This is a genomic window from Ruegeria haliotis (assembly GCF_013377785.1).
Lineage (GTDB): Bacteria > Pseudomonadota > Alphaproteobacteria > Rhodobacterales > Rhodobacteraceae > Ruegeria > Ruegeria haliotis.
The window spans coordinates 279,819-304,963 of record NZ_JABXWT010000003.1 but is presented as its reverse complement, the minus strand read 5'-3'; the positions used below and the strand labels follow the sequence as shown (position 1 = coordinate 304,963).

Below are 25,145 nucleotides of genomic sequence, written 5' to 3'. Positions count from 1 at the left end.
CGGGTCCCTCTTTCAATAATCTCACTGTAAACCTTGGGTCATTCAAGGAAATGTTCGCGCAACCGGGGTTTCTATGACCTCATGCGATCTGCTATGCCGCACTGCAACATGAACCCCGCAGGAGCGATCATGAGCGCCACAGCCCGCAAAAAAGCCCCAAACGCCGAGGATATCCGCGCCCGAAAGGGAGACGACCCTCTGGTCAGCCTGACCGCCTATACAACGCCCATGGCCCGGTTGATGGACAATCACTGCGACTTTGTTTTGGTTGGCGACAGCGTAGGCATGGTGCTGCACGGCCTGTCCTCGACCCTTGGCGTGACAATGGAGATGATGATCCTGCACGGACAAGCCGTGGCCCGTGGGCTGGAAGCGGCCATGATGGTCATCGACATGCCCTTTGCCAGTTACGAAGAAAGCCCGGAACAGGCGTTCCGCAACGCGGCCCATTTGATGGCGGAAACCGGCGCCGGTGCGGTGAAACTTGAGGGCGGGGTCGAGATGGCCGACACCATCCGCTTTCTGGTCAAGCGCGGCATCCCGGTCATGGCCCATATCGGCCTGACACCGCAATCGATCAACACACTGGGTGGCTACAAGGTACAGGGCCGCGACGAGCAGGCCGAGGCCGTACTGGCCGATGCCCATGCCGTGACCGAAGCAGGTGCGTTTTCCGTCGTGTTAGAGAAGGTTCCGCAGGGTCTGGCCGACCAGATCACCGCCGGCATCGCAATCCCGACGATCGGCATCGGTGCCTCTGCCGGGTGTGACGGGCAAATTCTGGTGGTGGACGACATGCTGGGCTTTTTTACCGCCTTCAAGCCAAAATTCGTCAAACGTTATGCCGATCTTGGTCCGTTGGCCGAAGCCGCCATCGCGGAATACGCAGCCGAAGTCCGCGCGCGTAACTTCCCTGCGGCTGAGCATGTCTTTGCGGATCACGCTCCGACGAAGGGCCCTAAATCATGACCGCACCCATTCTGCGCCGCCTCGCAGATTTGCGTGCGTTGACCACGCATTGGCACCGCAAGGACGGGACGATCGGCGTCGTGCCTACAATGGGCGCATTGCATCAGGGGCATCTGTCTCTGGTCGAGGCCGCAAAAGCCGATTGCGACCGGGTGATCGTCACGATCTTTGTGAATCCCAAACAGTTCAACAACCCCGAGGATCTGGCAAAGTACCCGCGCACCGAAATTGAGGATGCGGAAAAGCTAGCCCCTTACGGCGTCGATGCGATCTATGTTCCGGACCCGGATGAGATCTACCCGGAAGGCTTCTCGACATCGGTGATCGTCTCGGGCCTGACCGATATGATGGAGGGGCCTTTCCGTCCCGGTCATTTTGACGGTGTCGCCACCGTGGTGGCCAAACTGTTCCTGCAAACGCAGGCGGATCGAGCCTATTTCGGCGAAAAGGACTATCAACAGTTGATGGTCGTCCGCCGCATGGCCCGCGATCTGGATATCCCAATCGAGGTGATCGGTTGCCCGACTGTGCGTGAACCCTCGGGGCTTGCCATGTCGTCCCGAAATCTGCTGCTGTCGCCCGAGGGGTTGCTGATTGCGGCTAAGAAAAGCGGCATCATGCGAGATCTTGCAGATCAACTTGCTGCGGGTCATGCGTTTGCTCCGCTGGCGCAAAAGGCAGAGGCCGCATTGATCGAAGCCGGCTTTACCGAAGTTGAGTATATTGACCTGCGCTGTGCCGAGACACTGGAAGATTTACCCCACGCTTCTCGCCCGGCTCGGCTGTTCATCACCGCTTGGGCCGATGGCGTTCGACTGATCGACAACATCCCTGTCTCGCCAACCTGATTTCTGCTCTGGCACGCGCGCCGGTGTTTGCGCTAAAGTCCCGCGAAACGAAACGGGGGAGGAGCGCAGGCATGACCTATATTCTGGCAATCGATCAGGGCACGACGTCCTCACGCGCCATTCTGTTTGACGCGCAGATGCAGCGTGTTGGCACGGCACAGCACGAGTTTCCGCAGCATTTCCCGCAGGAAGGCTGGGTCGAACATGATGTCGAAGACATCTGGGACAGCGTTCTGGCCGTCTGCCGCGAGGTCATCAAGACAACCGGCGTGACGCCTGCGCAAATCGCGGGGATCGGCATCACCAACCAACGCGAAACCACCGTCGTCTGGGACCGCGCTACCGGTAAGGCCATCCACAATGCCATCGTCTGGCAGGACCGCCGCACAGCCGAAATCTGTGCCCGCTACCGTCAAGCCGGGTGCGAAGATGATGTCACCGCCCAAACTGGCCTGCTGCTGGACCCCTATTTCTCGGGCACCAAGGTCAAATGGCTGTTGGATACCGTGCCGGGCGCCCGCGACCGCGCCGAGGCCGGAGAGTTGATGTTCGGCACCATCGACAGTTTCCTGATCTGGCGACTGACCGAAGGTGACGTGCATGCCACTGATGCGACCAACGCAGCGCGTACGCTGCTGTTTGACATCCACAAAGGCGAATGGAGCACGGAAATCTGCGATCTGCTGGATGTCCCCTTGGGCATGCTGTCGGACGTGCGGGACTGTGCGGCTGATTTCGGCAGCACCTCGCTTTTCGGCGGCAACATCCCGATCCTGGGCGTTGCTGGCGACCAGCAGGCCGCGACCATCGGCCAAGCCTGTTTTCAACCCGGTATGATGAAGTCGACCTATGGCACGGGTTGTTTTGCCCTGCTGAACACCGGGGCACAGCCGGTTGCGTCCAAGAACCGCCTGCTGACCACGATTGGCTATCAGTTGGACGGACAGCGGACCTATGCGCTGGAGGGGTCGATCTTTATCGCGGGCGCTGCCGTGCAGTGGCTGCGCGATGCGTTGCAGATCATCGAGTCCGCCCCGCAAAGCGGCGATTTGGCGGCGCAGGCCGACCCGAACCAGCATGTGGTGCTTGTCCCGGCCTTCACCGGCCTTGGTGCGCCCTATTGGAAGCCTGACTGCCGCGGCGCTATGTTCGGGCTCACCCGCAATTCAGGCCGGGCCGAGATCGCCCGTGCCACGTTGGAAAGCATCGCCTTCCAGACCCGCGATCTGTGGCACGCTATGCAAGGCGACTGGGGCGCCGAGGCGGATGTGATCCTGCGCGTTGATGGCGGGATGAGCGCCTCCGACTGGGCCATGCAGGGGCTGGCAAATTATCTGGGCGCGCCTGTTGATCGTCCCGTAATGCAGGAAACCACCGCATTGGGCGCAGCGTGGCTGGCCGGGATGAGGGCGGGGATTTATCCTGATCAGGACGGGTTTGCCGAAACATGGCGGCTGGACCAAAGGTTCGACCCCGACCTGCCCGAGGCCGAGCGTGACGCAGCCTATGCCCGTTGGCAACGCGCGGTTCAGGCGGCGATGGCGTTCTAACTGTTGTCTTTCAAAAGCCGCTGCTTTTGGCGTGACCAATCCCGCTTGGCCTGGGTTTCGCGCTTGTCATGGGTTTTCTTACCCTTGGCGATGCCGATCTTAATTTTGACCAGTCCTTTGTGGTTAAAATACATAACCAACGGCACCAGTGTCATGCCCTTGCGTTGTGTTGCATTCCACAAGTTCGACAGCTCTTTGCGCGAGACCAGCAACTTGCGTCGGCGACGTTCCTCGTGCCGGAACACCTTGGCCTGCTCGTAAGGCGCGACATAGCTGTTCACCAGCCACAGCTCGCCGTTTTCGACCGAGGCGTAGCTTTCTGCGATGTTCGATCCGCCCGCGCGCAGAGATTTGACCTCGGACCCTTCCAGCATGATTCCACACTCGATATCGTCTTCGATCGCGTAATCGAAACGGGCACGCCGGTTTTCGGCAATCACTTTGTAATTCGGGTCTGTCTTTTGCTTGGCCATGACGCGTTGATTTAGGCCGCTTGCACCGGCCATGCAAGGCAGGGATTGACCACACGCATCAGGATTTGGCCGAAATGATCAGATCCGGGCCGAAAATCGTATCCGCGTGGCTGTGCAGATAGATCTTGAGCCATGGGGTAAAGCGGTCCGGGTGGCGTTGCACCTCGGCCAGCAGATCGTGGTAGTCGATCCAGCGGATATCCATCACTTCGTCCGGGTTAGGCTCGATTTTCAGCGGGCCGCGGACATGGGCCAGAAATACATCGACGACCTCGTTTTCGACCATGTTGTTGCCAACATCGGCGTGATATTCCAGCCGGTGGCGGTATTCCGGATAAAGGCCGGTGATCCCCAGTTCTTCACGCAAACGACGCACGGCACAGACCGAAGAACCTTCGTCCCAGTCCGGATGGGTGCAGCAGGTATTCGCCCACAGGCCCGGCGTGTGGTACTTGCCCAGCGCCCGGCGTTGCAACAGAATCTCGGTTCCCCGCACCACAAAGACGGATACCGCCTTATGCTTGAGGCCTTTTTCATGCGCCTCCAATTTGTCCACGGGGGACAATTGGCCATCAACCCAGGCCGGGATCATGATTCCCATCTGTTGTCTCCTGCTGCCGGTCCGCCGGTCAGGCGGGAATTTAGGATTTGGCTGCGGCCGGATCGGCTTGGCATTGCCGTTGGCAAAACGTGACTTGCCCCGGCTGAACACAGAGTGGCGCTGATGTTTCGATTGATCAATCGCACGAAAGGCCGCAGGGGCTGCGGCCTTTTCGCAGTCATTCAAATGGAACCGTTTTGGCGTTATTCGCCAGATACGCTCACGATATAGGCGTAAACGTCCTCGCCACCTTTTTTCAGCTTGAAGGTCATTTTCGACTTGGCAGAGGTGTCATCCAGATAAGTCTTCAAAAAGGTTTTGGGGTCCTGCGCATATTCTACAAAAGTCGCCTCGTCCCAGACCAGCCCGTTTTCACCTGCGGCAACAATGCTGTCACCATATTTGAACCCTTCGAGGGTTCCTGCGGTACGGCCAGCGATGCCATACAGGTTCGGGCCGGTTTTGCCACCTTTGACAATGGCTTCACCCGAAGGGTCGGCGATCATGTGGCAGGATTTGCACTTGTTGAACGTCTTTTTGCCAGCTTCTGCGTCGCCTTCTGCATAAGCAGGCACGGCCAGCAAACCGACGATTGCGGTAGCGAGGATGCGATTCATAGTTATTGCTCCGATACATTTTGGCTGCCTAAACTGGTAAGCCGAGACAGCAGAGAGTCAACGCGCGGATTGCCGCGTGAAGGCCCAATTTAGCCGCGACAAATCCGCCGCGCCTTAACCGATGTCATGTAACTCGGACCAACATGGTAGCAGGTCACCTGCGGCCGGTGTCGCCAGGTACACGGCCCGGGCGATGGCCCGCGACAGGCACAGCGACGCCGCATGCCCGATCAGGCCCATCTCGGTATCCGCTGCCAGTGGCCGCGCACCGGTGCTGATGCCGAACACCAGATCTCCGTCGCCCGGTGTATGGGCAGGCACGATGGCGCGGGCAATACCGTCATGCGCCGCAACGGCCAACCGCTGACATTGCGGTTTGGACAGCGCAGCATCGGTGGCGACGATGGCAATCGTGGTATTGGCCTTATCCGGTTCGGCAGGTCGCATCGCCTTGGCCTTGCGGCTGACGGGGCGACGGCCCAAACCGGAGGCCAGATCAGGCCCTAATCCGCCGAATTCATCGTCCATTTCGAAGGGCGCGGCCCAGAAATACCGATCGCCCGGCGTTGTAACGCTGCCCAGCGGATTGGCCGCAACCAGCGCTCCGACAGTGACCCCGTTGTCCAGTACAACTGAGGCTGATCCAAGCCCGCCTTTGTGCATCGCAGCCAATGCACCGGTGCCCGCGCCCGCAGTGCCCAACGCAAAACTGTCAGAGGCATTTTCAAACGCGGCGCGCCCCAACGCGCGATATGGGTTTTCTGTCCACCCCTTGTCTCCGCCATTCAACAGGTCGAACAGGATTGCCCCCGGCACAATCGGCACCACCGCAGCGCCAACCGGGTACCCACGACCTTGGGCTCGCAGTGCGTCCGATACCCCGGAGCACGCATCCAGCCCAAAGGCCGACCCGCCTGACAAGGTGATGGCGTCAACCCGGGTTACGGATTTGTCCGGGGCCAGCAGATCGGTTTCCCGCGTTCCCGGCGCGCCGCCCATGACATGGACCGAGGCGATGAACGGGTCATCCGCCGTCAAAACAGTGGCACCTGATTTCAGCACGTCATCTTGTGCGTTGCCGACCCTTAGGCCGGGAACATCGGTAATCAGGTTTCTGGGTCCGGGGATCATGAGTTCTGCCGTTCGTTCAGATACACCGGCCACCATCCACTTCAAGCGCCGTGCCGGTGATCATACTGGCCTCGTCCGAGCACAGGAAGCAGGCCGCATTGGCCATGTCTTCTGGCGTCGAAAACCGGCCCAGCGGGATGGTGGACAGGAACTTGGCGCGAATCTCGGGCGTGTCTTCGCCCATGAAAGACTTCAGCAAAGGCGTTTCACCGGCCACCGGACAAATTGCGTTCACGCGAACGCCAGACGGGGCCAGCTCTACCGCCATGGTCTTGGTTGCGGTGATCATCCAACCCTTGGAGGCGTTGTACCAATTCAGGTTCGGGCGCGGCGACAGACCAGCTGTTGAGGCGACATTCAGGATGGCCCCGGCCCCGCGCGCTTTCATATGCGGCACCAGTGCGCGCGCGGTCAGGAAAACGGATTTCATGTTGACGTTGAAGACCCGGTCAAACTCGTCCTCACTCACGTCTTCAAGCGGGGTGGGCAGATGGGTGACGCCTGCGTTATTCACTAGAATATCAAGATGCCCGAAACTATCCAAAGCCACGTCGGACATGGCCTGAACTGAAGCGTCGTCGCCCACATTAACGACTTGCGAAACAGTGTTACCACCTAGCTGGGCCGCCATGTCATGGGCTGCATCCCCGTTGATATCGGCGATCATGACGCGTGCGCCCTCGGTCAGGAACTTTTGCACGATCCCCGCGCCGAATCCGGATGCTCCACCCGTAACGATTGCGGTTTTTCCCTCCAACCTCATGGCGTTGCCTCCCTGCGCCTGTCATCGGCAGAGTAGCAACGCAACGCGAAGTTACCAGATCAATCTTCGGACACCTTGCCGCGCAGCGCTTTGACATCCCCACGTGCCTTTTTCCCCGCCAACCGGCGCTTGACCGAGCCATAGGTCGGTTTGGTGGCGATGCGTCGCTTGGGTTTCACCAGAGCACGGGCAATCAGTTCGGCCAGCCGGGTGCGCGCGATTTCGCGGTTGCGCGCCTGACTGCGGGTTTCATCGCATTGGATGATGATCGCACCCTCTTTAGTCCAGCGGCGGCCTGCCAGACGCTTGAGGCGAGATTTGACCGGGTCAGGCAAAGAGGGCGAGCGCGCCGCCTCGAACCGCAATTCAACGGCTGTCGAGACCTTGTTGACGTTCTGCCCGCCGGGGCCGGACGAGCGCATAAAGCTCTCGGTCAATTCCCAGTCTTGCAGGGTGATATCATCAGAAACGTACAACATGGCGTAACTATACAAGCCGGACTCAGAAACAAAAAGGGCCGCCCCGGCGGGACGGCCCTTCGAAAGTATAGGAGGTGGGGTCGGTTAGATCAATCGACCAGCCGGAGCGAGCGCTCCGCCAAGGGCTGCCCTAACGGGCGATCCCCCCGGTTGTTCCGACACCTCTCTCCAATCTCTTTCTCGACACTGGATCACCTCCTTTTCTATCTATTGCGGTTGAAAAGAAGCGTGCCACAAGTTGTGCCATTCTCAAAGCGTTTTTTTACACAGGTTGTACCGTCAGCCGGGCAACGATCATCTTGAACGGAATCAGCGCGATCAGGGCCAGCGACAGTTTCACCAGCCAGTCAGCAAAGGCGAGCGTCACCCACAGGGGCGCCATCGGGCCAGTCAGCATGAAGGGAACAGGCTCCCACGCCCAGCTGATCGCGGCGTCGGCATTGGCGCCGAAGATGGTGACCGAAGCAGAGAATGCGATGGTGAAGAACAGCGCAGTATCCAAGGCCGACCCAACCAGCGTCGAGACCAGAGGCGCGCGCCACCAGCGACCGCCACGCAGCGAATTGAACACGGTAACGTCGGTCAGCTGCGCGATCAGGAAACCGGTGCCGGAGGCGACGGCGATCCGCAGCGGCACAGCGGCATAGGTGAAACCATCACCTTGCAGCATGATCTGACTGCCGATCAGCGAGCAGATGACACCGGTGACGAACCCGGCAAACACGACCTTGCGGGCCGGACCCACGCCGTACACGCGGTTCATGATGTCGGTGACCAGAAAAGCCAACGGATAGGTGAAAGCACCCCAGGTCAGCAGACCGTCAAGGATCAGGAATTGAACCAGAAAGTTCGAGGCCACGACAATGGCGGCCATGGCAATGATGCCGGGAATGTAAGCGCGTTGCATAATTTGATGCCCGTTTTGACAAGGTAGCGGCGACTTGGCCAAGGGTTCATCCCAAGGCAAGCCGTGCGTTTAGACCTTCGCTGTGCCTGAGTCAATCAGGCAGCAGGTATTCGACCAGTTCGGTGCGCTGCAGGGCCAGAAAGTTGTCATCCGCAATCATCGTCGCACGAAGTCGCCCTTGTGTATCCCGCCAGACCGACAAACCTTCGAGGTTGTCATGCGCGCCGGTGCCTGTTTCAAACAGGATCTCTTCGGCTTTGGGTCTATCATCGGCAACGTCCCACCGCCGCAGACGCGAGCGGAAGCCAGTCAGCGACACCGAACGCTCTAGTATGTATAATTGTCCGTCAGGGCCGAAATCGGCAGCAACGGGCAGGAACCCGCCTCGCTGCGGCAGAACAAAGGGCGTGGACCAGGCGGTACCGTCCCAACGATAAACCGGGATATCCCCCTGTGCGGTCCGGTTTTTTTCCGTCAAGGTGTACAGGCGTCCTTGGTCGTCAATTGCCAACCCCTCGAACGAGCCGTTGCGGTCCAGTGCGTCAAACGCCTTGGGGCGTGGCAGGACACGAGCCTTGGTTCCGGGCGCCGAATAGTACGCCACGCGATGAACGCCTTCGAAGGAAATGTAGAAGCCGCCATCCGGTGCCATTGCGATCCCTTCGGAATCGCCCACATATCCCAACATGACGCGACCTGTGCTGGACAGAACAGGCCATTGCCCGACAACCCGGATGTCGGTGATTTCACCACCCTCACGTTCGATACGAGCGGACACAAGCGTTGCCCGGTCACTCAGTGCCAACATGTGGCGACCGTCCTCCGAGATATGAAGGGCCGAGAAGCCGCCGAACCACTCGGCACTGTGGCGCCACGCAAAGCTGCCAAGATGAGAGGCAGTCTTGGCGTCTACCGCCCAGACCGACCCGGCCAGCAGCAGTGCGGCGATCAGTTGGATTGCAGGACCGAGGTGCATTGCTGAGGCAAGTCTGCCAGACGATATTCGCGGCGTTTCTTGGGGGCTGGTGCATTTGGATCCGGCGGCGGCGGGTTCAGGATGTTGCGCACCCATTGTTGCGCCTCGGCACAGCCATCACCCTTGGGGGGCGGGTCCTGATTGACACAGCCACGCGACCCTCTGGGGCATTTCAGCCGGACGTGGAAGTGATAGTGATGGCCCCACCAGGGACGTATCTTGCGCAAATAGGCCTTGTTGCCTTTCTCATCATTGCACATCTGAACCTTGGCGCCGGGGAATACGAAAATCCGTGCGACACGCTTGTCCTTGGCGGCCTCACGCAGAACCGCGTGGTGCTGTTTGGTCCAGTTGCCGTTCACGTAGGCCCCGTTGGCACGGCGCAGAGAGATCGACGAGAGATTCTCGCGCGCCTTGCGTGACATGCGCATGTTGTTGCCGGGCAGCATCCAGATATCAATGTCCAGCCCCAACTGATGGCTGCGGTGCCCCGATGTCATCGGTCCGCCACGCGGTTGGCTGATATCCCCGATATAGAGACCGTTCCATCCCGGTTGTCTCGCAGCGAACTTGCTGAGGTCCTGCACATAATCGATGGCCTGCGGATGTCCCCAGTTCCGATTGCGCGATAGTCGCATCGCCTGCCATGTTGGCCCGGTTTCAGGCAGTTGCACCGATCCCGCAGCGCATCCGCGCGAATAACTGCCGAAAGCAGCCGATTTTTGTTGTGAGCTTTGCTTTTGCGCACCAAAAAGCTGCTTTGCCAGCGGCTGAGCCGTGGCGGTATCCGCAAAAGCAATAGCTGCCAAAATTGCAAAAAAACGTAGTAAAATCATCTGCTCTGATCCCCTTCCGGTTTCACCCAGCGCATCAGGAATAGGCCCAGAATAAACAACAGAACGATCGGTGACACCCCCAGTCGCGCACTGCCGGTTGCCACTGTGGCAATTCCGATCAGCAGTGGCGCAACAAATGAAGTGGCACGGCCGGACAAACCATACAGGCCAAAGCTTTCGACCGGCGCTGCGGGGTCAGTATGGCGCACCATCATCGACCGGCTGGCCGATTGCAGAATGCCGCCCATGCCGCCAATCAGAACGCCGCAGCCAAAGAACACCAGATCCGGCAGCCCGGACCCTTCGGGCAGAGCGATGCCAAAAATCTGGGTCCGATCCATCGACACGATCGTGGTGCAGACAAAGATCAGCACCCAGATGGCCACCAGAATGACCGGTTTAGGGCCGTATTTCTTGTCCAGCTTACCCCCCACCCAGGAAAACGCCGCTGCAGCCAGAACACTGACAATGCCAAAGACTCCGATTTTGATCAGATCCCACTCCAACACCAGCCGAGCATACACGCCACCGAATGTGTAAAGCCCGTTCAACGCGTCACGGTAGAACATGGATGAACCGAGATAGCTGGCCAAGCTGCCCCGATGCCGCAGATTGGAGACGGACTTCACCAGAAGACTCAACGCCTCGCCCACGCTGCCTTTCTTGTCTGTTTGTGCGTCATCCCGGACCCACAGGAAGTAGGGCACCATGAACAAGATGAACCACCCAGCCGTAAAGGGACCGACAAAGCGCGTGCCTTCGCGGGTTGCGGCGTCCAGACCAAAGATCGGATCCATCCCGATCAACGTCTTGCCGTTGGCTTGTTCGACAAACAGCACCAGCATGATCGCCAGAGATACAAGGCCGCCAAAGTAACCAAAGGCGAAGCCCGATCCGGATATCTCACCCACTTCGCTGTCATCGCCCAGATCCGGTAGCTGCGAGTTGATGAAGATCAACGCGTATTCAGCGCCAACAAACCCCAGACCAAAGGCCGACAGCATCAGCCACATGTTTGACCCATCCGGCATGGTGAACCACAGCGCGGCCGAGCCCACCGAATACATCACCGAAAAGGCGAAAATCCACGGCATGCGCCGCCCGGATACATCCGCCAGCGCGCCCAAAAGGGGCGCACCGAAGGCGATCACCAACCCGATAATGGTCATCCCGTTTGCCCAAAGCGTCTGCGCCCGCGCATCGGCGGCCTGAGCGTCCAGACCTGAATTCAGGTAATATTCGGCAGCAACGCCTGCGAAATAGGGGCCAAAGACAAAGGTCACCAGCAGCGTGTGGTATGGCTGGCTGGCCCAATCGAAAAACCACCAGCCCCAAATGCGCTTGCGCTTGGAAATCTCTGCCATGCCTGCCCCTGTTTTTTTTGTTGTTTTCATAAGACGGGGCTTTGGGTCATTTCGCAAGCTTTCAGTTGGCGCGCACTTGCTCTTTTCCAAACGGGCGCTTAGGTCTCAGCCAATAAGAAAACGGAGTGCCCATGCTGTCGCTGATCCAAATCCTGCTGCTGATCCTGGACATTGTCTGGTTCATCATTCTTGCTCATGTAATCATGAGCTGGCTGATCAATTTTCAGGTGTTGAACCTGCACCAACAGTTGGTGGCACAAATCTGGTACGGTCTGAACCGAATTCTCGAACCGATCTATGGCCCGATCCGGCGCATTCTGCCCAGCATGGGTGGGCTGGACCTGACGCCGCTGGTGGTGTTGATCGCTGTCTATGCGCTGCGGATCGTCCTGATCAACAATGCGGTCTATTTCTACTGACCACTTGTTCACCGAATCTTAGTATGTGATTGTCCTGTATTAAGAGCAGATAAACCTTAAAACAGGGCACCCCCACACATGTTCGACGCCGCACCCCTGTTGCGAGATGTCTTTGGATTCGACGCCTTCCGCCCCGGGCAGGAAGAGATCGTCGATGCCGTGACCGCAGGCGAGAACGTGCTGGCCATCATGCCAACCGGGGGCGGCAAATCCCTGTGTTTCCAACTGCCTGCCCTATTACGCGACGGGGTGACGGTGGTGATTTCACCGCTGATCGCCCTGATGCGTGATCAGGTTCGCGCCTTGCAGGAAGCAGGCGTCGAGGCCGGGGCGTTGACCTCGGGCAATACGCCCGAGGAAACCGATGCTGTGTGGGAGGCGCTCGAGGCCGGACGGCTGAAGCTTTTGTACATGGCCCCCGAACGTCTGGCCGCCGGATCGGCATTGGGGATGTTGCGGCGCATTGGTGTCAGCCTGATCGCGGTAGACGAGGCGCACTGCGTCAGCCAATGGGGGCACGACTTTCGCCCCGATTACCTCCGGATTGGTGAGTTGCGGCGGGCGCTGGACGTCCCGCTGGCTGCCTTCACCGCAACCGCGGATGCGGAAACGCAGGACGAGATCGTCGAGAAGCTGTTCGACGGCACTGCGCCTCGCAAATTCCTGCACGGCTTTGACCGGCCCAATATCCATTTGGCCTTTGCCGCCAAGGACGGGCCGCGCAAGCAAATCCTCGACTTTGCCGAAGCCCGCAAAACCCAGTCCGGCATCGTCTATTGCGGCACCCGCAACAAGACAGAGGTGCTGGCGCAGGCGTTGCGTGCCGAGGGCCACACCGCCTGCCACTATCACGGTGGGATGGAGGCCGAGGATCGCCGCATTGTCGAAACCCGCTTTGCCCGCGAGGACGGCTTGATCGTGGTCGCAACGGTGGCGTTCGGGATGGGCATCGACAAACCCGATATCCGCTGGGTGGCCCATGCCGATTTGCCGAAATCCATCGAGGCATACTATCAAGAAATTGGCCGCGCCGGCCGCGACGGTGGCCCGGCAGAGACGCTGACCCTGTTTGGGCCCGATGACATCCGCCTGCGCCGGTCACAAATCGACGAAGGACTGGCCCCACCTGAACGGCGCGGGGCCGATCATGGTCGGTTGAATGCATTGCTGGGACTGGCCGAAGCGTTGAAATGCCGGCGTCAGGCATTGCTGGGGTATTTTGGCGAACAGATCGAACCCTGCGGCAAATGCGATCTGTGTGACACGCCACCCGAGGTGTTCAATGGCACCACCCCGGTTCGTATGGCCTTGTCCGCGATTCTGCGCACCGAGGAATGGTTCGGTGCGGGCCATCTGATCGACATCTTATTGGGCAATGAAACGGATAAAATTCGCGCCCGCCGTCATGACAACCTGTCCACTTATGGTATCGGCAAGGACTGGTCGCGCCCACAATGGCAGGCAATCTTTCGGCAGATGATGGGCCACGATCTGGTCCGTCCCGATGGGGAACGTCATGGCGCGCTGCGTATGACCGAGGCCGCCAAGCCGATCCTGAAGGGCGAGGCACAGATCAATCTGCGCAAAGACACGATACGCAAGGCCACGCGGAGACCGGCAGTCAAGATGATGGTGTCCGAAGAGGACGCGCCGCTGTTGTCGGCGCTCAAAGCCAAACGTCGCGCCCTGGCCGAAGCCGCGCGTGTCCCAGCCTATGTCATCTTCCCCGACCGCACCCTGATCGAAATGGCCGAAAGTCGCCCCGCAACCCTGGATGACATGGCCCGGGTCGGCGGCGTGGGCGCGAAAAAGCTGGAGCGGTATGGCGATACTTTCCTGGAAGTGATCGCAGGGGCAGTCGAAGCCGTACACCCGGCACGACGCAAGCTGGCCGGGCGCGATCAGGGCGACATTTATGATCGCCTGCTTGAGATTCAGACGCAGTTATCTCGGGGGCCCGAGGGTATCGACAAGCCGCTAACCTGTTCCGCCTCGCAATTGGCCAAGGTGGCGCAGATGCGCGGCAGCGATGCCCGCGCACTGGAACAGGTTCTGGGCGATCGCCGTCACGAAAGGTTTGGCGCCGCCTTTCTGGACGTATTGCAGATGGCGGGCTAGTTACCCCGGACAGGCAAGGAAAGAGGGCAGACATGCTGGTAGTTATTTCTCCGGCCAAACGGTTGGACTGGGCGGAACGCGATGTATCGGCAACCGAGCCGGCTTTTCAGGATGATGCGATCCGGCTGTCAAAAACCGCCCGCAACCTAACCCTTGGCGATCTGAAAAAGCTGATGGATCTGAGCGACGATCTGGCCCGCCTGAATCGGGATCGGTATCGCGTCTTTTCCGACGCACCCGAGGCAGACGTGACACGCCCCGCCGCGCTGGCCTTTGCCGGAGATACCTATCAGGGGCTCGAGGCCGCGTCGCTGGACACCGACGAAATGGCCTGGGCGCAGGACCATCTGCGTATTTTGTCCGGCCTGTATGGCGTCCTGCGTCCGCTCGACTCTATTCAAGCCTATCGGTTGGAAATGGGCAGCAAGTTGAAAACCCGTCGTGGCAAAAACCTGTATGACTATTGGCGTGACCAGCTGAGCAAGGCGCTTAACGCACAGGCCAGCGAGATTGGCAGCGAGGTTTTGGTGAACTGCGCCAGTCAGGAGTACTTTGGGGCCGTTGACCCAAAAGCGCTGAAACTGCGGGTGGTTACTCCAGTCTTCATGGAGGACAAAGCCGGCACCCCCAAGATCGTCAGCTTCTTCGCCAAGAAAGCGCGCGGAGCAATGGCGCGCTATATCATTCAGCATCGCCTGAGCGATCCCAGGGGGCTACTGGATTTTGACAGCGGCGGATATGAATACCGCCCAGACCTGTCAAACGAAGACAAACCCGTCTTCGTGCGTCCCTATCAGGCTTGATCCAACATCGACGGATCATACGCGACCAGTTCGACAGTGTTCCCTTCGGGATCTTCGGTGAAGATACCGCGCCAGCCGATCCAGCCGAAATTTTCAATCCGGTAGGGCTGCCCGATCTGGTCATACCAACGCAGGACGGCATCCTGTTCCGCGAATGGCAGGGACAGGGCGATGTGATGCAATGCGGACTGACCACCAGTCACTGGCCGTTCTGAACCGGTTGGATGCAAGCCGGGACGCGGTGCAGCCGTATGATGAAACAGCGCCAAAACCTGCGTATGCCCGCCATAGCCTTCGGCAATGCGAAAAAAGGTGATGGCGCTGTTATAATCCCCGCTCAGGCGTTCCAGCCCGATCACGGTTTCATAAAACTCGACCATCGCGCGCATATCAGCGCAACGGATTGCAATTTCGCCCAAGGCCCGGGCGCGAAACCCTCGATCTTTTGACATTTTGGCACTCTATCGCGCCTGCTCAATCTCAGCAATGACGGGAGAGGTGTGCTCGGGGCAGTGTTTCAGGATCATCTCACGGATCAGTTTTTTATGCAGCGGTTTGGTCAGGTAGTGATCCAGACCGGCGGATAAAATACTCTGATCGTCCCCCGCCATCGCATGGGCGGTCAGGGCAACGATGGGCAAGTGACGACCTGTTCCAATCTCGCGTCGACGGATTTCAACTGTGGCTTGCTTTCCATCCATTTTCGGCATCGAAATATCCATGAAGATCAGATCCGGATCAAACTCCTGATAAGCATCGACAGCCTCGATGCCGTTGCTTGCAAAACGCAGATCAATGTTCAGATCTTTGACCATTTTTTGCAGGATCAACTGATTGGTTCTGTTATCCTCGGCCGCCAGAACCCGCATGATCCTTTGCCCCTCACACAGGGCTGTCACCTCTGCAATGGTAGTATCAGAGCCCTTTGGCCGATCTGGTGTCAGCGCCGGACTTCCCAGCGCCATGAGCCGGGAAAACAGCTCGGATCGCGGAATGGGTTTCTGCAGAACGCCTTCGATCAGATGGCGGGCGGGGTTGGCGTGGATCACACCGGGATTGACGGACATCACAACAACAGGCAGTTCGCCCCACCCCCGGTCCTTGAGCGTCGTCGCCAGTTCCAGCCCATCCATGTCCGGCAGGTCATGATCGCAAAGCAGCAGATCAACCGAGCTGCTCAGCCTGGACAGCGCCTCACCTCCCGAAGCGCAGCACGTGACCTCGGCCCCGAGGCGGCCCAGTTGCTTGGTCAGAATTGCGCGATTGACGGCCAGATCTTCGACCACCATGACGTGCTTCAGATGACCGGCAAGGTCCGGAAGCCCCGGCTGCAGGCCTTCGGCAGTCGGTAGAGACACACGAAATCCAAAACATGATCCCTGACCCGGTTCACTTTCGACCCAGACCGAGCCGCCCATCATATCGATCAACCGTTTGCTGATCGCCAACCCCAGCCCGGTTCCTTCGAATTGGCGGTTTCGCTCATCCTCGATCTGGCTGAACTCGCCGAAAATATGCCCAACCTTGTCAGCCTCGATGCCAATGCCGGTGTCTTCGATCGCAACGTGAATATCACAGGTATCCGCGTCGGGATGCGGAACGCCGGTCACCCGGATCAGCACGTGGCCTTCGGCGGTGAATTTCACCGCATTGCCTACAAGATTGGTCAGCACCTGACGCACCCGGCCCGGATCACCCACGAACAAGGTCGGCAGGAACAGGTCGTAATCCACCAGCAGTGTCAGTCCCTTGTCCCGGACACTGGGCTGCAGCAGCATCGCAACCTCGAAGATGCAACGCTCCAAATCGAACTGCTCTGGGTGCAGGATCAGCTTGTCCGCCTCGATCTTGGAATAGTCCAGAACGTCGTTGATGATGACCAGCAAGGCCTCGCCGGAGTTGCGGATGGTATTGACGTAAAGGCGCTGCTCCTCATCCATCGGCGTTTCACTCAGTAGCTCGGTCATGCCGACAATACCGTTCATCGGCGTGCGTATCTCATGGCTCATATTGGCCAGAAACGCCGATTTGGCCCGGTTCGCGGCCTCGGCCCGTTCGCGGGCGGTCTTCAACTCGGTTTCATGTCGGACCGACGCCGTGATGTTCAGCGCCAGGCTGACCACATCACCACCGTTCCCACGCTGGTCGATCAGCTTGATATATTCGCCATTCCAAAGTTGAATCACCACTGCAGGAGGGTTTGCGCGCGCCCAGCGGTCCCACATTCTGGCCCGCCATTCGACGGCAGGTTCGGGCCCGATATCCACGATCCCTTCGGTCGTCAGCAATTCCAAAATGCGTTGGTAGGAAATTCCGGGGGTCACCTCATCCAACCCCTCAAACACGCTCAGATACGCGGTATTGGCGCTGATCAAACGGCTGTCACCGTCGAAGAAGGCAAAGCCGTCCTGAATGGTCTGGATCGAGTGCCAGAGGCGGCGCTCGGCCACCTCGATCTTGGCATTGGCGACCGTCAGATCCGATTTGACCTTTTCATTCTCATCCCGAACCGTCTCAACCTCGGCCTGAGTCTCGCCGATGCGCTTGGTCAGGGCCATGGCGTGACGGCCCAGTTTGCGGTTTGCCGCTGACAGTTCGGCCTGTTTCAATTCCAACAACCGCTCTGCCGCCAGACGCGCGCGCCGTTCCTGTGCCAGTTTGTTTGCAAGACTCATAGTTTCTAATTCCGGGACCGTCTGCGCACAGCATCCCGACAGAGCGTGAAAAAGTGTTTAAGCCGTTGCGCAACGGCCGAACGGCATGCGAGGCTGGCCGCAAACAGGAGGTCACCATGCACCGCTTTGTATTAATTTCAATCGCTTACATTTTTTCATTTTTCCTTTTGCCCACAGCCGCTTTCGCGCAAAGCACCGTTCCAGAGTTTCGCTATGTCACGACGAGGGACGCGGATTTTTACGGATCGGATCTGGATGCACTGTTCGACACAGATCTGAAGTCCTGCATTCAGGCCTGCTCGTCCAATGATCGCTGTACGGCCTTTACCTACAATACCCGATCAGACGCCTGTTTCCCCAAAAGCGGCGTGACCCGGCAGGAACCCTACGAAGGGGCCCTGTCTGCACAAAAGATTACCCTCACAGAACAGACCCTAACATTGGTCAAAATGCGTACCGAGGCGCTGGATATTCTACCCTCTGCGGATCTGATTCGTGCCGCGCAACAGGCCCGCGATCTGGGGTTTCTGCACAGCGCGGACGGCCGCGATCTGGAGACCGTGCTAGAGGCCGCACTCGGCGCTGCCAACGTGACCCAGGCCATGCAGTGGACAGGTGTTGCTGTTTCGCTAAGCGATGCACCGGACCTGTGGGTCGAATACGCCCGGCTGTTGCTGGCGATGAACCCATCGGGCTGGTCCGAAAAGCGAGACCTGCGCAATCGGGCGCTGAGCGCCGCAATCAACGGGTATCTGCGGGCTGATTCAACCGGCACGCAAATCGCGGCGTTGTTGACGCTTGCAAACGCGCTGGAAGAGGTTGAGCGCGGACGTGATATGATCCCCGTCCTCAGGCTGGCCGAACAGGTGCAACCTCGCGAGGACGTTTTGGCGACCTTGGATCAAGCCATCGGGAAATATGGGTTCCGCGTGAAAGACAGCACAGTGGAAAGCAATGCCGCCGCACCCCGGATCTGTGTCGAGTTTTCCGAACCACTGGTCAAAGCAGGGGTGGATTACGACCCCTTTGTGCAGCGCAGCGATGAAGGTCTGGTTGTTCAGGTGGATGAGGCTCAGCTTTGCATCGACGGTGTTGCGCATGGCCAGCGCTATCGTCTGACGCTGCGCGAAGGCCTGCCTGCCGCGTCCGGAGAAACCCTGAACCGCAATGTTGAACTGACGCATTACGTGCGCGACCGTGCGCCTGCGGTCCGGTTTCCGGGGCGCAGTTATGTGCTGCCGAAATCTGTCGATGCGGCGCTGCCGGTGGAAACGGTCAACGTCACCGAACTGGAGCTGATCCTGCGGCGCGTCAGCGACCGTAACCTGCTGCGCACAGTGCAACAGGATTTCTTCGGACGCCCGCTCAGCGAATGGCAGGAGCAAGAGTTCTCGGATGAAATTGCCGAGGACATCTGGACCGGCACCGCCGAAGTCTCGAACCAGTTGAACCAGACCATGACCGCGCGCCTGCCGATGGCCGAGGCGATTGCCGGGCGGCCTGCAGGCATCTACGCGCTGACAGCGCGGGTGCCGGGTGCTGATCCGTATGACGATCCGGGGGCTACACAGTGGTTCGTGTTATCCGATCTCGGCATCAGCACCGCGCTTGGCACGGACGGGTTGCACGTCACCGTGCGCGGATTGCACAACGCCGAACCCCGCGACGGGATTGAGGTTTCACTGGTGTCCAACGCCAATGCCGTACTTGCCAAGGTCCAAACGGATGCAGACGGGTATGCACGGTTCGAGCCGGGCCTGACGCGCGGTACCGGAGCCAGCGCGCCCGCATTGGTGATGGTCACAGACGGCGACACTGACTTCAGCTTTCTGTCCCTCACCGATCCGGCGTTTGACCTGTCGGATCGCGGTGTCGAAGGGCGCGCACCGGCCGGGCCGGTTGACGTCTTCCTAACCACCGATCGCGGCGCCTATCGCGCAGGCGAGGTGATCCATGTCACCGCCCTGTCCCGCGATGCTCAGGCGCAAGCGATTGAAGGCCTACCTTTGACCGCCATTCTAAACCGCCCGGATGGGGTCGAATACCGCCGCGCGGTGTCAGACGGTGGTGTCGCGGGTGGCCACGTGTTTGCCTTACCGGTGGCGGCGGACGTGCCGCGCGGCACTTGGAAGATCGAGATCAAGTCCGACCCCAAAGGCAAAGCGTTGGCCCGCCAAACCGTGTTAGTCGAGGATTTTCTGCCCGAACGTATCGATTTCGATCTGACCCTGCCCGATGCCCCTTTGCGCCCCGGCGACAGTCCGCCGTTACATATCGACGCCCGGTATCTGTTCGGCGCGCCGGGCTCAGACCTGACCATTGACGGACAGGTCATCTCGCGCCCCGCCGAGACAGTGCCGGGTTTCGATGGCTATCGCTTTGGCCGCTATGATGCTGAGGTGCCAATCAAAAGCAGCTATTTCGGCGACGTCCGCACAAATGCAGCGGGGCAAGCAGATATCGCGGTTAAAGTCCCTGTATTAGAGACTAGTGGCAAACCCATCGAGGCAACAGTCATTGCCCGTTTGTCCGATGGATCCGGCCGCCCCGTCGAGCGCCGTTTGACCGTACCAGTGCTGCCATCGCAGCCAGTGATTGGGATCAAACCGATGTTTGATGACGTGATCCCCGAAGGCACCGAGGCTGCGTTCCAGATCGTCGGGCTGACCCCTGATCTGACAGCCACCCCGATGCGATTGAGCTGGACGCTGAACAAGATCGAGACGCGATATCAATGGTATCAACTGTATGGAAACTGGAATTGGGAGCCGACCACCCGACGCACCCGTGTGGCGACGGGCGAGGTCGATTTCACCGCTGACCCGTTAACCCTTGCCCAACCAGTCGACTGGGGCCGGTACGAGCTTGTGGTACAGCGCGTCGATGGTACGTATGTCGAGTCAGCAGTAGACTTCTATGCAGGCTGGTATCAAGCCGCCGATGCGTCGACAACGCCGGACCGGCTAGAGATGTCGCTGGACCGCGACAGCTATCGCCCCGGTGATACGGCGCAAGTGCGGATCGTGCCGCGCATGGCTGGTGTGGCGCAAATCGAAGTGTTGTCAAACCACCTGATCCACCGCCAGATGATCAATGTGCCCGAGGGCGAGACCGTCATCCCGATTGAGGTCACGCAGGATTGGGGTGCTGGCGCCTATGTCACTGCGACTGTGATCCGCCCGATGGATATCTCGGCCGGGCAGAATCCGGCGAGAACTATGGGCGTGGCCCATGCCGCAGTTGATCCCGTTGGCCGCAAACTGAATGTCAACATTGACGTCCCCGAGATCAGCGCGCCGCGACAAACACAAAAGGCCCGTATCAGGGTCGAAAATGCGACCCAAGGCGATCCGGTCTGGCTGACTTTGGCGGCAGTGGATGTGGGCATACTGAACCTGACCGGGTTCGAAAGCCCGGACCCTCAGGGCTATTACTTCGGTCAACGCCGTCTGGGCGTGGACCTGCGCGACGTCTACGGACGCCTGATCGATGGCATGAACGGCGCGATGGGAACGGTGCAGTCTGGCGGTGACAACGATAACGGAATGCGCCGCCAATCACCCCCGCCAACACAGGATCTGATGGCGGTGTTCAGCGGGCCGGTGCAAGTGAGGGCCAATGGCGAGGTCGAAATCGACATTCCCCTGCCCGCCTTCAATGGCACGGTCCGCCTGATGGCCGTGGCTTGGTCCCGCGCTGCGGTCGGGCAGGCCGAGGCGGACATGATCGTTCGTGATCCGGTGGTGGTCACCGCCAGCTTGCCCCGCTTTCTGGCACCCGGCGATCAAAGCCGGATGTTACTGGAAATTATCCATGCCGATGGTACGGCTGGGGACATGGCGCTTGGACTGACGACTTCATCCGAGCTGGAACTGGGTGCAGCACCCAGCAGCTTTGCGCTGGACCAGGGCGGCAAGGTCGTGATCGAGGTTCCGATCCGCGCAATGGCAGTCGGAGACCCGGAAATCAGTGTTTCCATCACCACCCCCGATGGCCGCGATCTGTCACAAACCTTGCGGATGCCGGTACGAGCCAATGATCCAGTAGTGGCGCTAACACGCAGGTTTTCGCTAGGTTCCGGGGACAGCTTCCTATTCTCGCAAGACGTATTCGATGGCTTCCAACCCGGTTCGGCCAAGGCCATCCTGTCTGCAGGGCCGCTGGCAAAATTTGACACCCCCGGTCTTTTGGACCGCTTGAATCGTTACCCCTATGGCTGCACGGAACAGATCACCAGTCAGGCCCTGCCCTTGCTGTATCTGTCATCGGTCGCGCAGGCTTCGGGGCTGGGTGACGGGCCTGTAGTTGATCAGCGCATCGACAACTCGATCCGCAGCGTACTGACACGTCAGGCGGCAAATGGGGCGTTTGGCCTGTGGCGGGCCGAAAGCGGTGATTTCTGGCTGGACGCCTATGTCACCGACTTCCTGTCCCGCGCCCGCGCGCAAGGGCATCCGGTACCGGACCGCGCCTTTGCTCAGGCGATGGATAATCTGCGCAATCGGATCAACTATGCGCCTGATTTTGACCAAGGCGGACAGGACATAGCCTATGCGCTGATGATTCTGGCGCGCGAAGGCGCAGCCTCGATGGGAGATCTACGGTACTATGCGGATGTCAAAGGTGATGCGTTCGATACACCTCTGGCCGCATCGCAACTCGGCGCTGCGTTGGCCTCGTACGGGGATCAGACCCGTGCAGATACGATGTTCGCCCGCGCCGCGCAGATGTTGGCGCAGCGCCCAGCGCAGAACCAAACCTACTGGCGCGCCGATTATGGCACCGATCTGCGCGATGCCGCCGGATTGCTGACGCTGGCCGTTGATGCGGGCAGCGAAGCTATCGATCGCGAGGCCTTGGTCCAACGGGTCACCGCAGGGCGGGCCCACCTGTCAACGCAAGAGGCGACGTGGTCCCTGTTGGCCGCGCATGCGCTTGTATCCGACCCGACCGGCTCGGGCTTGCTAGTGAATGGCGCCCCCATTGACGGACCCTTCGTGCAGGTTCTGGAATCTGGGCAAGCTGAAGAGTTGAACATCACCGCTACTGATGGCGGACCAACAGACATCACCCTGACCGTCAACGGCATCCCCGATATCCCACCCGAAGCGGGAGGCACCGGATATGCGATTGAGCGTCAGTATTACTCGATGGAAGGGGAACCGCTGGACCCCTCCAATACCACCGTCGGCGACCGATTTGTGACAGTGATCACGGTGACGCCTTTCGAAGGTGGCGGGGCGCGGTTGATGGTGGACGACCCGCTGGCGGCGGGCGTCGAGATCGATAACCCAAGCCTGCTGCGTTCGGGCGACGTGCGGTCACTGGACTGGCTGGACCTGTCCGAGGCAAGCCATACCGAGTTCCGGTCGGACCGGTTCCTGGCGGCGGTTGATTTGTCAGGCCGGGAAACGGTGACATTGGCATATGTGGCACGGGCAGTGACACCCGGTGACTTCCACCACCCGGCAGCCTCGGTCGAGGATATGTATCGACCACAGAACCGGGCGCGCACTGCGACAGGTCGTGTTGTGGTCAGATGACTTGCGGAGCATCATATCGATTTTCAAGTGGCCGTGATGCCTAAGGCCACCCGCCTTCTGTTGACGCTGGCGGGGCTGCTCTACCTTGCCGCGTTCACCCGGGATCGTGGTGAGGATTGGATCAACGCCACGGTCTTGCCGCCCGTTCTGGCAGAAATCTCGGTCGAGATGCGTGACCGGAACGGGGACTTACTGCGCGCGTTTTCGGTTGAAGATGGGATCTGGCGGATGCGTCCCGGTCCGGTGGACCCCGCGTTTACCGATATGCTCATCCGGTACGAGGACAAACGCTTCTGGTCCCATGCGGGCGTCGATCCCGTGGCGATGGTCCGGGCAATGGCACAAACACTTTGGAACGGGCGCACCATATCGGGCGGTTCAACTCTGACCATGCAGGTCGCGCGCCTGATCGAGGATGGCCCGACTGGGCGCTGGAATGGCAAAATTCGCCAAATTAGGGTCGCATTGGCACTGGAACAGCGGTTGAGCAAGCGGCAGATCCTGAACCTTTATCTAACCCACGCGCCCTATGGCGGTAACCTCGAAGGTATCCGTGCCGGGACACGTGCCTGGTTCGGAAAAGACCCCGCGCGATTGACGCCAGCGCAAGCGGCGCTGTTGGTCGCCCTGCCCCAATCGCCCGAATCCCGACGACCGGATCGCAAGCCCGATGCGGCCCGCGCGGCTCGCAACAGGGTCCTGCAACGGATGCAGCGGTACAATGTTCTGTCAGCCTCTGAAATGCGCAGCGCCGCGACCGAAGCCATACCGACACGGATAAGGATGTTCCCAAGGCTTGCCCCCCATCTGACAGACCAGGCGCGGCGCAGGCACCCCGAGGCAAAGACACATGACCTGACTCTGGATGCCGGTTTGCAGGCAAGGTTGGAGCAATTGGTTGCGCAGGCCGCGACGCGGGCCGGTCCGCGCGTCTCGGGTGCGTTGATCGTGGCGGATCATCGCAGTGGCGAGGTTCTGGCGTCCGTCGGATCGGCGGGGTACCAAGATGCGCGGCAGGGGTTTGTAGACATGACCCGAGCGTTACGATCCCCGGGCTCAACATTGAAGCCATTGATCTACGGGCTGGCTTTTGATCAGGGACTTGCACACCCCGAAACATTGATCAGCGACAGCCCGGTGATGTTCGGCCGTTATGCGCCGCGCAATTTCGACGGAGTGTTTCGGGGTGATGTGCGGGTGCGCGACGCGCTGCAGATGTCACTCAACATACCTGTCGTCCGCTTAACCCATGAACTGGGTCCAGCCCGTGTGATGGCCGCATTGCGGAAGGCCGAGACCGCACCCGACCTGTCCGGCGGCACGCCCGGACTTGCGATTTCGCTGGGCGGGGTGGGTCTGAGCTTGCACGATCTGGTTCAGCTTTACGCGACGCTGGCCGCAGGCGGTCAGGGGCCGGTCCTGTATCACCGGGCGCTGGCCCAAACCGCGCAAACCGACCGTATCCTTTCGGAACCCTCGGCTTGGCAGATCGGAGATATCCTTGCAGGCCTAACCCCGCCGCCTGGTGCGCCGCAAAGGGCGTTGGCCTACAAGACCGGAACCTCGTACGGGCACAGGGATGCCTGGGCGATCGGATATGACGGGCAGCATGTGATTGGTGTCTGGCTGGGCCGCGCCGACGGGACGCCGGTGCCAGGCGCGTTTGGAGGGGACCTGGCCGCGCCGCTGTTGTTCGAAGCGTTCGGACACCTGAAGCCCGATTTTACACCCTTGCGTCCACCGCCCCCTGCAACCTTGATTGTGGGCGCTGCCCAACTGCCACCGCCGCTACAGCGGTTTCGACCACGGACGGCAGCTTTTCAAAACGATCCGATGGCTCCGAACCTGCTGTTTCCGCCAGAAAGTGCTTTAATTGAGGCGAGGGGCGGGCCTTTGACCATCAAACTGCGCGGCGGAGTTGGGCCGTTTTCGGTCCTGGCGGACGGGGTTCCTGTTCTCACCGGCCAGCGCCACCGGGAATTTGAAATACCCAACCCGGGCCCGGGTTTTGCATCTTTGGTTGTTGTGGACGCCCGAGGGCTATCTGATCGCGTCTCGGTTCAGATCGAATAG

General features: G+C 59.8%; 20 protein-coding genes. 8 read left to right on the top strand and 12 right to left on the bottom strand.

Annotation, left to right across the window (positions count from 1 at the left end):
* The first annotated feature begins 129 nt into the window (after positions 1 to 129).
* From panB to glpK, 3 genes are all read left to right on the top strand, one after another.
* Entirely contained in the window at positions 130 to 969 is an 840-nt protein-coding gene (gene panB / locus HW561_RS09980; RefSeq protein ID WP_176864232.1) for a 3-methyl-2-oxobutanoate hydroxymethyltransferase, read from the top strand.
* Positions 966 to 1,817: a pantoate--beta-alanine ligase gene (gene panC, locus HW561_RS09975; RefSeq protein WP_176864231.1), complete on the top strand. Its 852-nt coding sequence runs from the start codon at positions 966 to 968 to the stop codon at positions 1,815 to 1,817. Before panB ends, panC begins: the two co-directional genes overlap by 4 nt.
* A 71-nt stretch (positions 1,818 to 1,888) precedes the next feature.
* Positions 1,889 to 3,367, top strand: coding sequence for a glycerol kinase GlpK (gene glpK / locus HW561_RS09970; RefSeq protein WP_176864229.1), 1,479 nt, complete (start codon positions 1,889 to 1,891; stop codon positions 3,365 to 3,367).
* Here glpK and smpB read toward each other — a convergent pair.
* The 10 genes from smpB to HW561_RS09920 all read right to left on the bottom strand — a co-directional run bounded on the left by smpB (position 3,364) and on the right by HW561_RS09920 (position 11,514).
* Positions 3,364 to 3,840, bottom strand: coding sequence for an SsrA-binding protein SmpB (gene smpB, locus HW561_RS09965; protein WP_176864227.1), 477 nt, complete (start codon positions 3,838 to 3,840; stop codon positions 3,364 to 3,366). The genes glpK and smpB overlap by 4 nt on opposite strands.
* Positions 3,841 to 3,898: 58 nt before the next feature.
* On the bottom strand, positions 3,899 to 4,441 hold the full coding sequence (gene idi / locus HW561_RS09960) for an isopentenyl-diphosphate Delta-isomerase (RefSeq protein ID WP_176864225.1): 543 nt from the start codon (positions 4,439 to 4,441) through the stop codon (positions 3,899 to 3,901).
* Between the two features lie 203 nt (positions 4,442 to 4,644).
* The gene (locus HW561_RS09955; protein ID WP_176864223.1) at positions 4,645 to 5,058 is read right to left on the bottom strand and encodes a c-type cytochrome; all 414 of its coding nucleotides are present in this window, start codon (positions 5,056 to 5,058) and stop codon (positions 4,645 to 4,647) included.
* 114 nt (positions 5,059 to 5,172) lie between these two features.
* Positions 5,173 to 6,189, bottom strand: coding sequence for a P1 family peptidase (locus tag HW561_RS09950; protein WP_176864221.1), 1,017 nt, complete (start codon positions 6,187 to 6,189; stop codon positions 5,173 to 5,175).
* Positions 6,190 to 6,205: 16 nt separating this feature from the next.
* On the bottom strand, positions 6,206 to 6,952 hold the full coding sequence (locus HW561_RS09945) for an SDR family oxidoreductase (protein ID WP_176864219.1): 747 nt from the start codon (positions 6,950 to 6,952) through the stop codon (positions 6,206 to 6,208).
* Between the two features lie 59 nt (positions 6,953 to 7,011).
* The gene (arfB, locus tag HW561_RS09940) at positions 7,012 to 7,431 is read right to left on the bottom strand and encodes an alternative ribosome rescue aminoacyl-tRNA hydrolase ArfB (RefSeq protein WP_176864217.1); all 420 of its coding nucleotides are present in this window, start codon (positions 7,429 to 7,431) and stop codon (positions 7,012 to 7,014) included.
* 262 nt (positions 7,432 to 7,693) lie between these two features.
* Positions 7,694 to 8,338 (bottom strand): queuosine precursor transporter, encoded by a 645-nt coding sequence (locus HW561_RS09935; protein ID WP_176864215.1) that lies wholly within the window; start codon positions 8,336 to 8,338, stop codon positions 7,694 to 7,696.
* Positions 8,339 to 8,429: 91 nt separating this feature from the next.
* Entirely contained in the window at positions 8,430 to 9,314 is an 885-nt protein-coding gene (locus HW561_RS09930) for an esterase-like activity of phytase family protein (protein WP_176864213.1), read from the bottom strand.
* Entirely contained in the window at positions 9,287 to 10,150 is an 864-nt protein-coding gene (mepA, locus tag HW561_RS09925) for a penicillin-insensitive murein endopeptidase (RefSeq protein WP_176864211.1), read from the bottom strand. The genes HW561_RS09930 and mepA overlap by 28 nt, the downstream gene beginning before the upstream one ends.
* Positions 10,147 to 11,514, bottom strand: a complete 1,368-nt coding sequence (locus HW561_RS09920) for an MFS transporter (RefSeq protein WP_176864209.1) — start codon at positions 11,512 to 11,514, stop codon at positions 10,147 to 10,149. Before HW561_RS09920 ends, mepA begins: the two co-directional genes overlap by 4 nt.
* A 131-nt stretch (positions 11,515 to 11,645) precedes the next feature.
* On the opposite strand from HW561_RS09920, the gene HW561_RS09915 reads away from it, so the two are divergent.
* The 3 genes from HW561_RS09915 to yaaA all read left to right on the top strand — a co-directional run bounded on the left by HW561_RS09915 (position 11,646) and on the right by yaaA (position 14,854).
* Entirely contained in the window at positions 11,646 to 11,933 is a 288-nt protein-coding gene (locus HW561_RS09915) for a YggT family protein (protein ID WP_176864207.1), read from the top strand.
* Positions 11,934 to 12,011: 78 nt separating this feature from the next.
* On the top strand, positions 12,012 to 14,051 hold the full coding sequence (gene recQ / locus HW561_RS09910) for a DNA helicase RecQ (protein ID WP_176864205.1): 2,040 nt from the start codon (positions 12,012 to 12,014) through the stop codon (positions 14,049 to 14,051).
* Positions 14,052 to 14,083: 32 nt separating this feature from the next.
* Positions 14,084 to 14,854 (top strand): peroxide stress protein YaaA, encoded by a 771-nt coding sequence (gene yaaA, locus HW561_RS09905; protein WP_176864203.1) that lies wholly within the window; start codon positions 14,084 to 14,086, stop codon positions 14,852 to 14,854.
* Here the strand turns inward: yaaA and HW561_RS09900 are convergent.
* Positions 14,845 to 15,306 carry a VOC family protein gene (locus tag HW561_RS09900; protein WP_176864201.1) on the bottom strand — a complete coding sequence of 154 codons (462 nt, stop codon included), beginning with the start codon at positions 15,304 to 15,306 and terminating at the stop codon, positions 14,845 to 14,847. The two genes, yaaA and HW561_RS09900, sit on opposite strands and share 10 nt — an antisense overlap.
* A 9-nt stretch (positions 15,307 to 15,315) precedes the next feature.
* On the bottom strand, positions 15,316 to 17,529 hold the full coding sequence (locus tag HW561_RS09895) for a response regulator (protein WP_176864199.1): 2,214 nt from the start codon (positions 17,527 to 17,529) through the stop codon (positions 15,316 to 15,318).
* A 116-nt stretch (positions 17,530 to 17,645) separates the two neighbouring features.
* On the opposite strand from HW561_RS09895, the gene HW561_RS09890 reads away from it, so the two are divergent.
* The gene (locus HW561_RS09890; RefSeq protein WP_176864197.1) at positions 17,646 to 23,072 is read left to right on the top strand and encodes an alpha-2-macroglobulin family protein; all 5,427 of its coding nucleotides are present in this window, start codon (positions 17,646 to 17,648) and stop codon (positions 23,070 to 23,072) included.
* A 36-nt stretch (positions 23,073 to 23,108) separates the two neighbouring features.
* Positions 23,109 to 25,145 carry a penicillin-binding protein 1C gene (gene pbpC / locus HW561_RS09885; protein ID WP_176864195.1) on the top strand — a complete coding sequence of 679 codons (2,037 nt, stop codon included), beginning with the start codon at positions 23,109 to 23,111 and terminating at the stop codon, positions 25,143 to 25,145.

Bases quoted from the DNA above. Each gene is read 5' to 3' on its own strand.
- HW561_RS09920 (WP_176864209.1), bottom strand. From the start codon at position 11,514: ATGGCAGAGATTTCCAAGCGCAAGCGCATTTGGGGCTGGTGGTTTTTC.
- HW561_RS09915 (WP_176864207.1), top strand. From the start codon at position 11,646: ATGCTGTCGCTGATCCAAATCCTGCTGCTGATCCTGGACATTGTCTGG.
- mepA (WP_176864211.1), bottom strand. From the start codon at position 10,150: ATGATTTTACTACGTTTTTTTGCAATTTTGGCAGCTATTGCTTTTGCG.
- pbpC (WP_176864195.1), top strand. From the start codon at position 23,109: ATGCCTAAGGCCACCCGCCTTCTGTTGACGCTGGCGGGGCTGCTCTAC.
- glpK (WP_176864229.1), top strand. From the start codon at position 1,889: ATGACCTATATTCTGGCAATCGATCAGGGCACGACGTCCTCACGCGCC.
- recQ (WP_176864205.1), top strand. From the start codon at position 12,012: ATGTTCGACGCCGCACCCCTGTTGCGAGATGTCTTTGGATTCGACGCC.
- yaaA (WP_176864203.1), top strand. From the start codon at position 14,084: ATGCTGGTAGTTATTTCTCCGGCCAAACGGTTGGACTGGGCGGAACGC.
- HW561_RS09945 (WP_176864219.1), bottom strand. From the start codon at position 6,952: ATGAGGTTGGAGGGAAAAACCGCAATCGTTACGGGTGGAGCATCCGGA.
- HW561_RS09895 (WP_176864199.1), bottom strand. From the start codon at position 17,529: ATGAGTCTTGCAAACAAACTGGCACAGGAACGGCGCGCGCGTCTGGCG.
- smpB (WP_176864227.1), bottom strand. From the start codon at position 3,840: ATGGCCAAGCAAAAGACAGACCCGAATTACAAAGTGATTGCCGAAAAC.
- HW561_RS09935 (WP_176864215.1), bottom strand. From the start codon at position 8,338: ATGCAACGCGCTTACATTCCCGGCATCATTGCCATGGCCGCCATTGTC.
- HW561_RS09930 (WP_176864213.1), bottom strand. From the start codon at position 9,314: ATGCACCTCGGTCCTGCAATCCAACTGATCGCCGCACTGCTGCTGGCC.
- idi (WP_176864225.1), bottom strand. From the start codon at position 4,441: ATGGGAATCATGATCCCGGCCTGGGTTGATGGCCAATTGTCCCCCGTG.
- panC (WP_176864231.1), top strand. From the start codon at position 966: ATGACCGCACCCATTCTGCGCCGCCTCGCAGATTTGCGTGCGTTGACC.
- arfB (WP_176864217.1), bottom strand. From the start codon at position 7,431: ATGTTGTACGTTTCTGATGATATCACCCTGCAAGACTGGGAATTGACC.
- HW561_RS09950 (WP_176864221.1), bottom strand. From the start codon at position 6,189: ATGATCCCCGGACCCAGAAACCTGATTACCGATGTTCCCGGCCTAAGG.
- HW561_RS09955 (WP_176864223.1), bottom strand. From the start codon at position 5,058: ATGAATCGCATCCTCGCTACCGCAATCGTCGGTTTGCTGGCCGTGCCT.
- panB (WP_176864232.1), top strand. From the start codon at position 130: ATGAGCGCCACAGCCCGCAAAAAAGCCCCAAACGCCGAGGATATCCGC.
- HW561_RS09890 (WP_176864197.1), top strand. From the start codon at position 17,646: ATGCACCGCTTTGTATTAATTTCAATCGCTTACATTTTTTCATTTTTC.
- HW561_RS09900 (WP_176864201.1), bottom strand. From the start codon at position 15,306: ATGTCAAAAGATCGAGGGTTTCGCGCCCGGGCCTTGGGCGAAATTGCA.